The sequence below is a fragment of the Catenovulum sp. 2E275 genome (genome assembly GCF_025515275.1).
In the GTDB taxonomy this organism is placed as follows: Bacteria; Pseudomonadota; Gammaproteobacteria; order Enterobacterales; family Alteromonadaceae; genus Catenovulum.
In genome coordinates this window covers 1-14,772 of the sequence record NZ_JAOPFU010000048.1, presented here as the reverse complement: position 1 = coordinate 14,772, position 14,772 = coordinate 1, and the positions used below count along the sequence as shown (strand labels likewise).

Sequence of the window (14,772 nt, the reverse complement as noted above, 5' to 3'; positions counted from 1 at the left end):
CGTTAATGTAATTATGTTAACTGTCAAAAACATCCGTTTAGTTTAAAGCTGGGTACAAGGTATACCGCTTTCCAGCTTGAGCTTTAAATTTCACAATGTTTCCTTCACGTTGAAATTTAACCGCAGCATTTGCTGAATTCTGTTCCACCAAGCTTACTGGCTTGTTAGAATTGAGTCTGAGTGTAATTATTTGAGTATATTTAGGGCTAAATATAGCTTGCTTTAACTCATTGTTTTGCCAAATTAAATCGACTTCAATATGGCCTCTGGCAAGTAATCCGGAAACTGCACCATTTGCCCAGATATCTGGCAGTGATGGCAATAAATGCAACTCGCCATTTTGGCTTTGTAATAACATTTCTGTCATCCCTGCGGTTGCACCAAAATTTCCGTCAATTTGAAAAGGTGGATGGTTATCCCATAAATTGCGTAAAGTGCTGTGATGTAACTGTTCAGCCAATAATTTATGTGCACGGTTACCGTCTAATAATCTTGCCCAAAAATTCACTTTCCATGCTTTACTCCAGCCGGTTCCGCCATCACCTCTTGCGTTTAAACTCACTTTGGCAGCATCAGCCAACTTAGGGGTTTTGTGAGGTGAAATTTGACTAGCAGGATGCAGCGCATATAAATGAGAAACATGACGATGAGCTGAATTTTTGTCATCTAAATCGGTTCGCCACTCCTGTAATTGGTGCCAAGAGCCTATTTTCAGCCCAGTTTCTAATTGATTTAACGCAGGAGTTAATTTGGCAATAAACGCGGCATCTTGTTGTACATGCGCTAACGCCAGCGTATTTAAAAATAAATCACGAACAATTTGCTGAGACATAGCCGCCGCAACGGTAAAATCACCATGTTCAGGGGAGTAACTAGGTGCAACTACTAAAGTGCCTGTGAGTGGATCTTTTACTAATACATCTAGCCAGAATTCACTTGCGCTTTTTAACAGTGGATAGGCGCGTTCATTTAAAAATGTTTGATCCAGAGTATATTGATAATGCTCATAATAATGTCTGGCGATCCAAGCAGATGCTTCTGGTTGCCAAAATGCAGTTGGCCATTTAATTAAGCCGGTAAAGCCCCAAATATTGGTGTTAAGTAATAAAGTCCAGCCATTTGCATTAAATAATCGTTTAGCCGTTTGTTGCCCCGGCTTAACTAAACCATCGACAAAATCAAATAAAGGCAAGTTCATTTCTGACAAATTAGTCATATTGGTCAGCCAATAATTCATTTGCACATTAATATTAAAATGATAATCAGCACTCCACGGAGCTTGTTTATAATTGTTCCACGCACCTTGTAAATTAGCTGGCAATGAACCGCTACGAGAAGAGGTGATCAGTAAATAACGGCCAAACTGGTAATATAAAGACTCTAATAATCTGTCTTCGCCCTGAGCGTTTTTGGTTTGATAGCCAGCCAATAAATCATCAATCGTTTTATTCGACTGCACTTGGCCTAAATCTAGTTCAACCCGACTAAATAGAGCCTGAAAATCTGCCAAATGGTCATTTAGCAAATATGTATACGTTTTCAATTTTAAGTCATTAAAAGAGCGCTTAATCTTATCAATCGCTGCCTCGCCACGGTAACTCGGATAAGTTTGAGCATAGTCAGTTGCAGCTTGAAAAGTTAAATAAACCGTATCAGCCTGTTTGATCACTATCTTTTGATTTTGGTAGGTAACAACACCCGAATCTGTTTTTACATTTAATAATCCAGCGTAAGCTAATTTATTGTCATGCAGTCGACCGGTTAAGAGAATCTGATTATTTTCGACTTTAAATTGGTTATCGCGGTTATCGTCCGTTGCTAATGACACAGCAATATTAATTTTACCTTTTTGCTGAGCCGTTAATTTAACGACTAAAGCATTATCCGGATAGCTGACAAAATAGCTGCGCTGGTAACCCACTCCGTTATATTGATATGCAGTAGTAGCCACTGCAGTAGATAAATCTAAAGAACGGCGATAATGATTAACTTGTTCAGTTGAGTGATCAGACTCAATAATCAGATCTGCAAATTTTTGAAAACTGCCATAACCGGTATAATCTCGACCTAAAACATCCGCGACAGCTTCTGGCTTCATCGACTTTTGCTTTAAAATTTGTTGCTGAACTTGAGCTAGTTTTTGCGGGTAGTTTTCACTTACAGATGGTAAACCATAATCATAACCTTCAACTGAACCCGGTCCACCTGTCCATAAGGTTTTTTCACTAATTTGAATGATGTCTTTTTTAACACCCCCCTGCACAGTTGCACCAATAGCGCCATTACCAATAGGTAAAGAATCTGATTCCCAATTAGCACCCGGCTCATTAAAACTCATGACCAAAGTTTGAGCTGTCAGCGGATAAGCACAAAACACAGTTAAAACCATACTCAAACAACAAGTAAATGACTGTGTTTTTAACTGGCCTAAGCAGCTCAGTAAAACATGGTAAAAACGTTTACATTGATTACTTAAAAAAATATGTATAATTTTCACTTATCCAACTCTGGCTTGTAACAAATCACCAAACATTTACAGTGTACTTGTTTTTTAATTTACAAATTATTAAACATTTTAGGCAGGATAAAATCTTTTGGCAAGTCTAAATTTTATAATATTTTAAATTTAAATTTTATTTAAACCACCTCTTAAAATAACAAACCTATAATTTAAACATCAAATTCCACAAAATTAAAAGCAATATAAAACATAAACTTAAAATAAAAAATATAGAATAAAAGTCATTTTAAATATAAATAAATCAAGTTACTCAACTGGTGTTAAATATAATTTTTATAATAATTTCGTCAAAAATCACCATAAAAACTTAACCATAAAAACAATTAACATATAAATTACATTCATATTGTCATACTTAATCAATATTGTAAAACTATGAAACAACTGGCTGAAAAAAGTAAACTCTCATCTTTCCATACTATTTTATTAAAAAATTAACATTAAAATCATAAAGTTAAAAACAAATCAAATTAAAACAAATCGACTTGTTCCTACCTTGCTGCTGAAAATGGGCTATAAATCTATAATTTTTTTATATAAAAAAATTAGGCTTAATAAGATTTTAAACTTAAAAATAATGACGTATTTATTATAAAAATCAGCACTTAGCTTAATCTAATAATGAAAACGTTTAATGAAACCAAATAAAACGAGAAATGAAACAATAAATAAAGTCAGAAAAGTAACGATGAGAGGCGCAAAAATAGCCCGTTGGGCAAGTTTTCTTATGAGCAGAGCAGATTAACTCATAAACCGCAGATCGATTTAATAAATATGTTTCAAATGGCCTTTTCACGGGTGCTGCGTTCAGTTCACTTGCAATAGGCGAGTGCTATTAATAGCTTTAAACAAGCAATAAAAAAGCCGGAACATAAATGTTCCGGCTGATGATCTAAGTTCAAGAAAATAATAAGATAGATTAGTTAAATGCAGCTAATGCATAAACAAAAGGGGCATTCCAGTTAATTGCGATTTCATTAGTGGCATAACTGCACCAATGATCAACATAGGATAACCCAGGCTCTGTTGACGGATAACCTTCGCATTTATCTTGCTGACCAGAATGAGGGCCTCCGGCTAATAGTCCCGGTACAGGTTTAACCACATCATCCGCTTCGGAAATTCGGTGGTGAATATGCATAGGCGTTTTCACCCCAACACCGGTCACAAATGAATAACCAGTTGGGTTTTTACCCAATAGATAATCCAACCCTGCCTGCATGGCATATTTATAATCTGCTTTAGGATCAAGCTGATATGCACTGCTTAATACCAAAATTTGGTTAGAGGCTACGCCATTACTCCCCCAGACAAAATCATTTTGATAACTGCCCATGGGAACAGCAATTGCCGAAGTTTTTACCGTTTGAGTTAACCTGTCTGCCGCAGTTTTCAATTTTTGTGCAGCTTTATTTTGCCAGTCGGTTTGCTGTGTTTGTTTAGCTAACCGAATCCATGCAAATGGCGCAACATAACTCCACGAGGGAATAGCCATATCAGTCTGAGTCTGCTCTGCTTTTTGCCAATATTTAGCATTGCCGGTTAATAATGCAAGCTCAGCACTAGCCCAAAACCATTCATCATTTAAGTTTTGTTGTGAGGTACTGTAAGCGCCGGTTTTAATATCCTCCGGCTGATGATAAATTGCATCTGGGTTTTGTTCAGCCCAGTGCCAAGCATTAATTGCAGCTTGTTGATAAACCTTTGCCTGCTCTGGCATTGATTGCTTTAACACATGCGCAGCAAAAGCCATAGTCGCGGCAAAATCTAAAGTTCCAGAAACGGATTTAGCAACCATAAAACGCGGCTCATTGGCTTGATCCGGCATTTGTTTGCCACTAAAATTTTTAGTTGTCAGCTTATGATACACCCCACCATCATTTGGATCTTGCATATTAATAAGCCAATCTAACTGCCAGATAATCTCATCTAACAAATCAGGCTGAGCGTTGGCTGACTCGGGAATATTTAATTCGAGTTGATGAATGGATGGAAAATCCTGATAAGCCATTAACATAGTATATAAAGCAACGCTGCCATTGACCGCATATTTATTGTAATCACCAGCGTCGTACCAGCCTTTAGGCGCTGAAACAATTGTGCCTTCTGGTCTTGCTTCACTGGCTGCAGAAGAATGAATATACACAACATCATCCGGATGCCCTGCGGCTCTTGCAAATTCAGCGGCATACTCTTCTGTTAGCTCGGTACTAGCTCGATTCAAATAAAAAGATTTAATTGCCAATTCAAGTGGTTTTTTATAAATATTGGGTTGAATATTAATTTGCACCGAAACTGAATCAGTTTCAGGATTAATTTCAAGCTGATAGATACCGGCTTTTTTGACTTGTGATAAATCAATTTTTACAAATGGCTGTTTAGCATGCGGCCAAATTTCAGCAGACGTTGAATAGCCAAAAGCTACTTTATTGTTATTAGCATCGAATAATTGATAACGAACTTTTTGTGTAGCTTTAACAAAAACCTCTTTTGAGCTTTCTGGTAAATACCCCTGCTGATTATAAAGCACAGTATCAATCTTGATTGAATCGGGTTTATCGGCTTTACCTAAAACTGAATCTGATACTTGTACCGCACAAGCATTAGCCAATAACGCACAGGCTAACATGCTGTATTTAAATGGCTTTTTTAATAAAATATGAGTCATTATATCCTGCCTGTTTAATCTTATAATTTACCAATCCAAGCTTCTATTTTATGGCTTCCACTAAATTGATTAATGTCAATTCGGTTACCATTTATACGCTGACCATCAATCATTAAATAATGGATATGGTTATCCTGTTTATCAGCCGCATTATTGTAAACTGTGATGTCTAATTGAGCGCCTCTAAATTGGCGTTTTACACTAAATTGTGGCCAAGACTGTGGAATACATGGCTCAATAATCAACCCCTGATAATCAGGTCTAATCCCTAAAATATATTGCACTGCTGCATAATAATTCCATGCTGCGGTACCCGTTAACCATGAGTTTTTAGCTTCACCCGGAATAGCAGCATCTTTACCAGCCACCATTTGAGAATATACGTAAGGCTCGGTTTTATGCTTAGCTTTAATATCCTGTAAATAAGCTGGGGTGATTTTTTGATAATAACTCATTGCTTTGTCACTTCGCCCTAACATAGCTTCTGAGATACAGATCCACGGATTGTTATGGCAAAAAATACCCGCATTTTCTTTATAACCCGGCGGATAAGATGAAATTTCGCCTAACTCAATCTGATACTGGCTAAATGCAGGTTGCTGTAACATAATGCCATAATCACAGGCTAAATGTTCCGCCACAGAATCGAGCGCCTGTTGTGCTTTGCCGTCTTCAAGACCAATTCCGGCCATCACACAAAAGCCTTGCGACTCAATAAAGATTTTACCCTCTTTATTTTTATGACTACCAATTGCCTCACCATGTGCATTATAAGCACGTAAAAACCATTGCCCGTCCCAGCCATGTTGCAATACGGCCTGCACCATTTTATCAATTTCGGCTTGCGCCTGTTTTGCTAACTCAGTTTTACCGAGTTCCTGACAAATCTGTACATATTCTTTGCCATACAAAACAAACTGACCAGCAATCATTAGTGATTCAGCGACCTGCCCGTTTTTATTATGCTCAGTGGTTTGAAACGATTCATTTGGGTCGCTAGAAAAACAATTTAAATTTAAACAATCATTCCAGTCTGCGCGACCAATTAAAGGCAAGCCATGCGGCCCCAAATGAGTAGTCACATGATTAAAAGCTCGAGTTAAATGATCAAAGTGAGTCGCATCTGCTTCAGGGTTATCATCAAATCCAACTTTCTCATCAATAATTGACCAGTCGCCAGTTTCTTTAATGTAATTCGCTGTGCCTAAAATCATCCACATTGGATCATCATTAAAATTACCGCCAATTTCTGCATTCCCTTTTTTGGTTAAAGGTTGATATTGGTGATAAGCACTACCGTTAGATAATTGAGTTGCAGATAAATCTAATAACCTTTGTCTTACTTCTTTTGGTGCTATATGGGTAAAGCCTATCGTATCCTGATGCGAATCTCTAAAACCCATGCCCCGCCCAATACCTGATTCATAATAAGAGGCACTACGCGATAAATTAAATGTCACCATATTCTGGTATTGATTCCAAATATTGATCGAGCGATTAAATCTCTCATCCGGGGTATTTACTTCACAGATAGATAAAGCTTGCTGCCAATATTCTCGTAATCGTTTACATTCGTTATCAAACTTAACTTTTGAATCTACTTTTGCAAATAAAGCTTTGGCTGGTGCTTTATTGATAATATTTAACCCTTGCCATTTAGTTTCATCAGCCAGCTCACAATAACCCAGCATAAAAACAAAATCTCGGCTTTCTCCGGGGGCTAAAGTCAAATCAAAATAATGTGAAGCAATAGGTGACCATCCTCTAGCTAAGCTATTGTTTGATTTACCATTAATCACAGCTTGCGGGCGTTCAAAACCATTGTATGTCCCGATAAACTCACTACGCTGAGTATCATAACCATCTATATTTTCGCTGGATGCAAAAAATGCATAATGGTTTCTACGCTCTCTGTATTCTGTTTTGTGATACAAGATATTCGCTTCCACTTCCACTTCACCCGTCGATAAGTTACGTTGGAAGTTTTCACCATCGGTTTGCGCATTCCATAAACACCATTCAATAAACGAAAACAATTGAATTTTTTTCGTATGTGATGATTCATTTTTTAAAGTTAAACAATAACTTTCGGCTGTCATCCCCAAAGGCACTAGCGCTGTTAGCTGAGCGGACAGTTCATTTTTAGATGCACTGAATTTGCTATAGCCCATTCCATGACGGCATTCAAATGAATCGATTTCGGTTTGACAAGGTCTGCCGCCCGGATTCCATATTGTGTCACCCTCTTTTATATAAAAATATCGGCCACCTGAATCTACCGGTACATTGTTGTACCTGTAGCGAGTTAATCGTCTAAATTTTGCATCTTTATAAAAACAATACCCGCCTGCGGTATTTGATATCAAACCATAAAATCCATCATTTCCTAAATAGTTAATCCAAGGTAATGGTGTATAAGGCGTTGTAATTACGTATTCTTTTTGGCTATCGTCGTAATAGCCATACTCTTTTTCAGCACTAGTCATATTATTCATCTTCAAGTTTGTTATACCAGTTAAGTTTTAAAAATATGGCGGAGCCAGCTAATAAACACACCGCAATGGTCAAGCTTTGCCACTCTTTAATGACTAAAAAGATAGGTGCGGCAACCAAACAGGTTTGTAGAACAATACCTACTGTTACATTCACCATATCGGACTTAAAATTTGTATTAACTTTAAAATCAGGGTCTTTTGCCAGTACCGCCTGCTTAACCGGCCCCCAAAAACCCCACGGACGAACTGTTTTGTAAAAATTTTCAATAATTTCAGGTTTTTCTGGTTCAGTTAAATAACTGCCCGCAACACAACCAATTGCCGCAAAAACCAACAACAGCGGGAATAAATATAAAGGTAAAATATCACTGGCCACCTCTGGGAATTGACCGGCAAAAATGATTGGAAATAACATAGCACCAATAATACCGGCTAACATTCCCCAGAAATAACCAAAGCCGTTAAGTCGCCACCAGTACCATTTAAGTACATTTGAAACCACGTAACCGCCCCATAAACCAGAGACCAACCACTGTAAAACACTATTAATGCTTTGCACTGCAAAGCCAATAAAGGTGCTGATAACAACCACACCAATCGACACTAAATAACTGGCATGAATTAACTTTTTATCTGACGCCTCAGGGTTAATATAGCGTTTGTAAATATCATTCACTAAATAAGCTGGTGCAGCGTTAACCGTTGAAGCAAAAGTTGACATAAAAGCGGCCAGTAAACCAGCCAGTAATAAACCTAAAATACCTGTTGGCGCAAACTCTAAAATGGCACTTGGCAGGATACTTTCAAAATCTAGTTTCCCCCCGACAACCAAATTAAGATCTTGATAAAAAACAACGGCTAATACAGTAAACCCGGCAATCATAAAATAACGAATAGGCATTAAGGCAACCGAGACAAAACCACTCATTAAACTTGCCTCTTTAGGTGATTTAGTTGCCAGAATTTTTTGCATATCATAGTTAGGCGCAGGTCCTGCGGCGCTCACCAGCACACCTTTAAACAACAGCATCATGACAAAAAGCCCAAATAATGAATAACCATCACTGGCTATTTTATCATTCACCTCTGTTACTATATTTTGCCAGTCTAAATCCAAATGCCAGCTAAATAGCGGACTGCTCCACCCTTCTGGCGTTGCTGCGGCAAGCATATCTGGCGATACTTTTGTCATTGCAATAAAACCAATTGCTAACGATGCAATCGTAATAATTGTAAACTGCACTACGTCAGCCCAGACAATACTCATCATTCCACCAAGCATGACGTAAAATGTAGCGATACTGGTAAAAATAATCCCGTAAAAATGAGGCACATACTGCTCAGGAATAGTGAAAGGTAAATAAGGGGCAACAACTGAATAAGGCACAAATATTTCGACAAACTTACCTATGCCAACAAAACCATAAGCCAAAAAGCCAAGCACACTAATAATAGCAAACAGCACAACAACCATGTGCGATAACTTACCACCGGTATCATCACCAAAGCGGGTTCTAATCCATTCAGCTCCTGTTAACACGCCGGAACGTCGTACCCACATTGACAAAAAGATCATTAAAAATACTTGGTTAAAAACCGGCCATAGCCAAGGGATCCAAATACTTTGCAAACCATACACAAAACATAATGTAACCAGCCACATAGTACCTGAAATATCAAACATCCCGGAAGCGTTAGATAACCCCAGCATATACCAAGGTAGTTTATTACCGCCCATGTAATAACTTTTCATATTTTTGCCAGCTTTACGCTTTAGCAGTAAACCGATTAAAATGGTACTGCCCAGATACGCTAGAATAATCGCGATATCTATCCAAGACATTGTCATATAAAGTCCTATCCAGTATTTATCTTTTTTATTTGAACACTTTTTATTTACAACTCTTATTTACACTACATTTTCAGTAAAATTAACTTCAAATTAAAAATGTAAACGTTTGTAGTTTTATTTATAATACCTAATAAGTCATAAAAAACAATTTATTTTACAAATAAATCACACAAAAATTAAATTTAATACAAATCCAAGTAATAGTTAGCATAGGCGAATAAAAATAAGCGTGTTAGCATATATTCAATAAAACTATTAGATTTGAGTTAAGAGGTTAAAAATGACAACAAAAAGCACATTTAATTGGGGATTAATTGGGCCGGGTAGAATTGCCCAGCAATTTGCTCAAGCAACTCAAGCTGATTTTGTAGGCCAATTAAAAGCAGTCGCAAGCCGAGATATAACAAGAGCAAACCAGTTTGCTCAGCAATATAAAGTGGAAAAAGTGTATGATGATTATCAGGCTTTATTGGCGGATCCTGAGCTAGATGCAATTTATATCGCTACCCCGCATAAATTTCATTATGAACAAATTAAAATGTGCTTGCAGGCTAAAAAGTCGGTGGTTTGTGAAAAACCGTTAACGGTTAATCAAGTACAGGCAGAAGAACTATTTGAATTAGCTAAAGCTCAAAATGTATTTTTAATGGAAGCAATGTGGACGCTATTTTTACCGGTTTATCAAATTGCTAAACAATGGATTCAAAACGGTAAAATTGGTGAGCTAAAATTAGTTCAGTCCAGTTTTGGATTTAACCAGCCTAAATCAGAACAAGATCGCTGGCTTAACCGCGATTTAGCCGGTGGCGTTTTACTGGATATGGGTGTTTATAATGTAACAACCTCAGACTGGTTAATTAATCAATCTAACAGCCATCCTCAAAATACTCAGTTAGAGATGCCACAAAAAATACAGGCAATGGGTACTGTAGGCGCAACCCTGGTCGATGAATTTACGGTTGTAAATATGCAGTACCAAAATAACCAGTTTGCTCAATTTAACTGTAATTTTGATGCCAAAACGGAAAATGCCTTGTGGGCGTATGGCACCAAAGGCAGAATTAAAATTGAGAATATGTTTTGGTGTTCAAATTCAATTAGTTTCTATCCTGATAACCAAGATGAAGCAACCGAAATAATTAAACAGCCTTTTGCAGTCAACGGATTTGAATATGAAATTGCCGAAGCAGAAAAGTGTATTCAATCAGGCCAATTACAAAGCCAAGTAGCCTCTCATGCTCAAACCCGCCAGCAACTTAAAATCATGGATAAGATCCGCGAACAATTAGGCGTGACCTACCCTTTTGCTGGAGAATAATGTATTACTGAAATACCTGCATGGATGCGGGTATTAGAGCAATTGTAGTAATACACTTAACTGTATTAACCCAAAATTATTATGAAAGCACTTCTAGAACACCAATCAGTTTAAAATCACGCTTCTAAAACGACTGACTTTGTTCTTGTATTTTTAATGCCTGAGCATAAGTACAATTTTTTAGTAAATCATACCCTTTACCAACTGATTTTTTACCAATGACAAATGGATGCGGCTCTTGATTTTTCCTACTTAGCAGCGCTTTAATTTTTTCATTCGTACCATCCAATTTAGGATGATTTGATAAAAATATATCAACATTTTGGACTTCTGCTATTTGTTTAAAACGTTTCGCACTATTAGAATAGGCTAAAATTCTCTCCAGCTTTGGGCCATAATTTAACCCAGTTCCACCCCACATACTGGCAATATGCTTTTCACCTTGATCATAAACTGGGAAAATAACAGATAAAGTCCCCTGTGTATGCCCCGGAGTGATATAAAGCTGAATAGTAGTGTCACCAAGAGTAATCGCATCACCATCTTTAATACTGATATCTCGTGTGGGTTTGCTCCCCCAATTAGGGCTTGAAAAATCTTGTTCTGGCTGCTCCAGTATTGTCCACTCTATCTCACTCATAACCACTCTAGGCTGATAATTTTTTACCAGATAATTCTGGCCTCCGTAATGATCTCCGTGACCATGAGAGATAATTAAGTATTTAATATCTTTGGGATTTAAACCTAATTGCTCAATACCAGACTCAATATACTCTTTTGCTTGACGATCATTATTTAACGCATCTATAACGACTAAACCTTCGCTCGTTTTCACCACCCAACTTGCAACCCCAGCAGTGCCAACATAATATAAATTATCAAAAACCTTAACCGGGCCTAATTTAGGGCGGCTTTGCTGTTTTGAAGTATCTCTTTGGGTTCTTGTTTGATCATCCTGCTGCCGGCTAGATCGCTCGCGTTTAGCCCCCATATCTCGGAGCGGTTTAGACAAGTCACATAGACTGGCTAACCCCGGGAAATCCTGCGCCAGTAATAAACCTTGTTTGGCATAATCATCAGATTTCATATTTTGAGACAACACAGACATAGAACTTAATGTGCTCAAAACAGAAAAAATCATAGATGCTCTTAGTAAACTTTTTTCATTCTGTTTCCAAATAATCGAGCTGCCTTAAAAGTTACAAGCAAGCATAAAATGCAGAGTCATAGGCTTTTCAACCAGCTGATAAATCATATAACTTACAACCGACTAAGTTGTTTATTATGCCAGCGGCTTAATAAACACAGAGCCGAAATAGCCCCTAATAAAGCCAGCGCCATATCTGACTGGGTATCCCATTGATAACCTTGGGTGCCTAAAAATGCTTCTGCATTTTCGCCTGTTGCCAACGCAACCCACCACTCAATTAATTCGTAAAAAGCGCTAAATGCCAGACAAATCGAAATAACAATAAAACTTAACCAAGCTTGCCCCTGAATTATCTGTTTTCTGATTAAAATTTCGCGTGCGAGTAATGCAGGTACAAAGCCTTGGAAAAAATGACCTACTTTATCGTAGTTATTACGCTCTGCGCCAAATAATCCGTCAAACCAAGGGACTTCAGCATAGGTATAATGCCCACCAACCATGAGCACAATGCAATGTAATAAAATGAAAATATACAATAAATTCGTTAACCTGAACTGCTTATAAGTTAATGCCATCATTAACCCACCCGCTATCGCCGGAAGCACTTCTAAAAACCATGTAAATTGATCTTTAGGATTAATCCCAGACCAGATAAGCACAGCACTATAAATAAACACCCATAAATAAAGTTTCATTAAATTCTCTTAAAATGCTTGATTGCAGCCAGAGAAAAATACAAAAATATCTGATTTCAGGCAAGGTAATTGTTAAAATCCGCCTCATTCAAATTGTTCAATAATTAGGGTTGCAAATGTTAGGAACGGCAAACAGTCAATCAGCGACTAAAGTAATGATGTTAGGTTGTGGTGAGTTAGGTAAAGAAGTCGTCATTGAGCTTCAACGCATGGGGGTTGAAGTAATTGGGGTGGATAGATACCCAAATGCGCCTGCAATGCAAGTTGCGCATAAAAGTTATGTCATTAACATGCTCGATGGTGCAGCACTTCGCGCATTAATCGAACAGGAAAAACCTGATTTGGTTGTGCCGGAAATTGAAGCAATTGCGACCCAAACTTTGGCAGAACTTGAGCAAGAAGGCGTAAACATTGTGCCAAGTGCCAAAGCAACTCAGCTTACGATGAACCGTGAAGGCATTCGCCGATTAGCAGCTGAAACATTAGCCGTAAAAACCAGCAGCTATCAATTTGCCGATAATTTTGCTGATTTTGAACGTGCAGTAGCTGAAATTGGTATGCCTTGTGTAATCAAACCTATTATGAGTTCATCTGGCAAAGGCCAGTCGGTTATCAAGTCAGCAGCCGATATTCAAACCTCTTGGCAATATGCGCAAGAAGGCGGTCGTGCCGGTAAAGGTAAAGTGATCATTGAAGGTTTTGTCGATTTTGATTACGAAATTACTTTATTAACCATTAATGCTGTGGATGGTATTCATTTTTGCCAACCAATAGGCCACAGACAAGAAGACGGTGATTATCGTGAATCTTGGCAACCGGCCGCTATGAGTGCCGCAGCCTTAAAAAATGCCCAAGTTATGGCCGAAAAAGTGGTTAAAGCTTTAGGTGGACGCGGATTATTTGGCGTTGAAATGTTTGTTAAAGGGGATGAGGTTATTTTTAGTGAGGTATCGCCTCGCCCACACGACACAGGTTTGGTGACTTTAATATCGCAAGATTTATCAGAATTTGCTTTGCATGTACGGGCTATTTTAGGCTTACCAATTGTTCATATCAGCCAATTTGGCCCCAGCGCTTCTGCGGTTATTTTGCGTGAAGGTCAATCAAACAATATTAAATTTAGCGGATTAAACGAGGCATTAGCCGAGCCGCTTACTCAAATTCGGTTATTCGGTAAGCCTGAGATTAATGGCAGACGCCGTTTAGGTGTGATCTTAAAACGGGCTGATAATATTGAGACAGCAATTGAAAAAGCAGTTAAAGCAGCCGCTCAAGTGACAACCCATTTTTAAGCTTAAATGTTTAACCTCAACTCTGGATAAGAAGTTAGTTATGTTAGATTTAAAAGCAGTTCATCATGTTGCGATTATTTGCTCGGATTATCAAAAATCGAAACATTTTTATACTCAAATTTTAGGCTTAGCTGTTATTAAAGAAACCTATCGAGAACATAGAGATTCTTACAAACTGGATTTATCAGTTAATGAACATAGCCAAATTGAATTGTTTTCTTTTCCAAATCCACCTGCAAGACCATCACGCCCTGAAGCACAGGGGCTAAGACATTTAGCATTTTTAGTTGATGATGTTGCACAAAGCAAACAGGCTTTAGAAAATTTAGGAATAGCAGTCGAAGCAATCAGAACCGATGAATTAACCGGTAAACAATTTACCTTTTTTCAAGATCCTGATGGTTTACCACTGGAGCTATATCAGGCCTAATTTTTACAGCGCCAATATAACTACACATGGCGAGTTAGAGCTAAATCAATATCTTAGCTCGCCATTCAAACAGTATAAATACAGTTAACCTCATCACTCCAACACCATAAATAACGCCCTAAACTCACTTTTAAGCTGCGATATAGCCGTTGGGCAAATGTCTATGATGTGTAGCTCAGGTTATTTAACCTGAGGTGCGTATAAGAAATGTTGAAGTAAATTCCTCAACTATTGAATTAAATCATGCCAAATCAAGCTTATTTTACGTTCCAACGAGGATAGTTTTTCGTCTATCAAGGCATTTTTCTGTACCTAATAGCGAGCTATTAGTCAGAAAAATAACGATGAGAG

Annotated in this window: 9 protein-coding genes; 3 read left to right on the top strand and 6 right to left on the bottom strand. The window is 37.8% G+C overall.

Annotated features, from left to right (window positions below):
* Positions 1-37 precede the first annotated feature (37 nt).
* The 4 genes from N7931_RS16575 to N7931_RS16560 form a co-directional block, all read right to left on the bottom strand.
* A complete protein-coding gene (locus tag N7931_RS16575) occupies positions 38-2,497 on the bottom strand; it encodes a glycoside hydrolase family 95 protein (RefSeq protein WP_262795461.1) in 2,460 nt (819 codons plus the stop codon).
* 943 nt (positions 2,498-3,440) lie between these two features.
* Positions 3,441-5,189, bottom strand: coding sequence for a glycoside hydrolase family 9 protein (locus N7931_RS16570; RefSeq protein WP_262795460.1), 1,749 nt, complete (start codon positions 5,187-5,189; stop codon positions 3,441-3,443).
* Positions 5,190-5,209: 20 nt separating this feature from the next.
* A complete protein-coding gene (locus N7931_RS16565) occupies positions 5,210-7,675 on the bottom strand; it encodes a GH36-type glycosyl hydrolase domain-containing protein (RefSeq protein ID WP_262795459.1) in 2,466 nt (821 codons plus the stop codon).
* Between the two features lies 1 nt (position 7,676).
* Positions 7,677-9,533, bottom strand: a complete 1,857-nt coding sequence (locus tag N7931_RS16560) for a sodium:solute symporter family protein (RefSeq protein WP_262795458.1) — start codon at positions 9,531-9,533, stop codon at positions 7,677-7,679.
* Between the two features lie 283 nt (positions 9,534-9,816).
* On the opposite strand from N7931_RS16560, the gene N7931_RS16555 reads away from it, so the two are divergent.
* Complete coding sequence (locus N7931_RS16555; protein ID WP_262795457.1) at positions 9,817-10,854, top strand: Gfo/Idh/MocA family protein; 1,038 nt, start codon at positions 9,817-9,819, stop codon at positions 10,852-10,854.
* A gap of 124 nt (positions 10,855-10,978) precedes the next feature.
* Here the strand turns inward: N7931_RS16555 and N7931_RS16550 are convergent, their stop codons facing one another.
* Positions 10,979-11,995, bottom strand: coding sequence for an MBL fold metallo-hydrolase (locus N7931_RS16550; protein WP_262795456.1), 1,017 nt, complete (start codon positions 11,993-11,995; stop codon positions 10,979-10,981).
* A 119-nt stretch (positions 11,996-12,114) separates the two neighbouring features.
* Positions 12,115-12,699 carry a DUF2238 domain-containing protein gene (locus tag N7931_RS16545; protein WP_262795455.1) on the bottom strand — a complete coding sequence of 195 codons (585 nt, stop codon included), beginning with the start codon at positions 12,697-12,699 and terminating at the stop codon, positions 12,115-12,117.
* Positions 12,700-12,815: 116 nt separating this feature from the next.
* Between N7931_RS16545 and purT the strand changes: the two genes are divergently transcribed.
* Together purT and N7931_RS16535 are read left to right on the top strand one after the other, a co-directional pair.
* Positions 12,816-13,991 carry a formate-dependent phosphoribosylglycinamide formyltransferase gene (gene purT, locus N7931_RS16540; RefSeq protein ID WP_262795454.1) on the top strand — a complete coding sequence of 392 codons (1,176 nt, stop codon included), beginning with the start codon at positions 12,816-12,818 and terminating at the stop codon, positions 13,989-13,991.
* A gap of 40 nt (positions 13,992-14,031) precedes the next feature.
* The gene (locus tag N7931_RS16535) at positions 14,032-14,421 is read left to right on the top strand and encodes a VOC family protein (protein WP_262795453.1); all 390 of its coding nucleotides are present in this window, start codon (positions 14,032-14,034) and stop codon (positions 14,419-14,421) included.
* Positions 14,422-14,772: the final 351 nt, after the last annotated feature.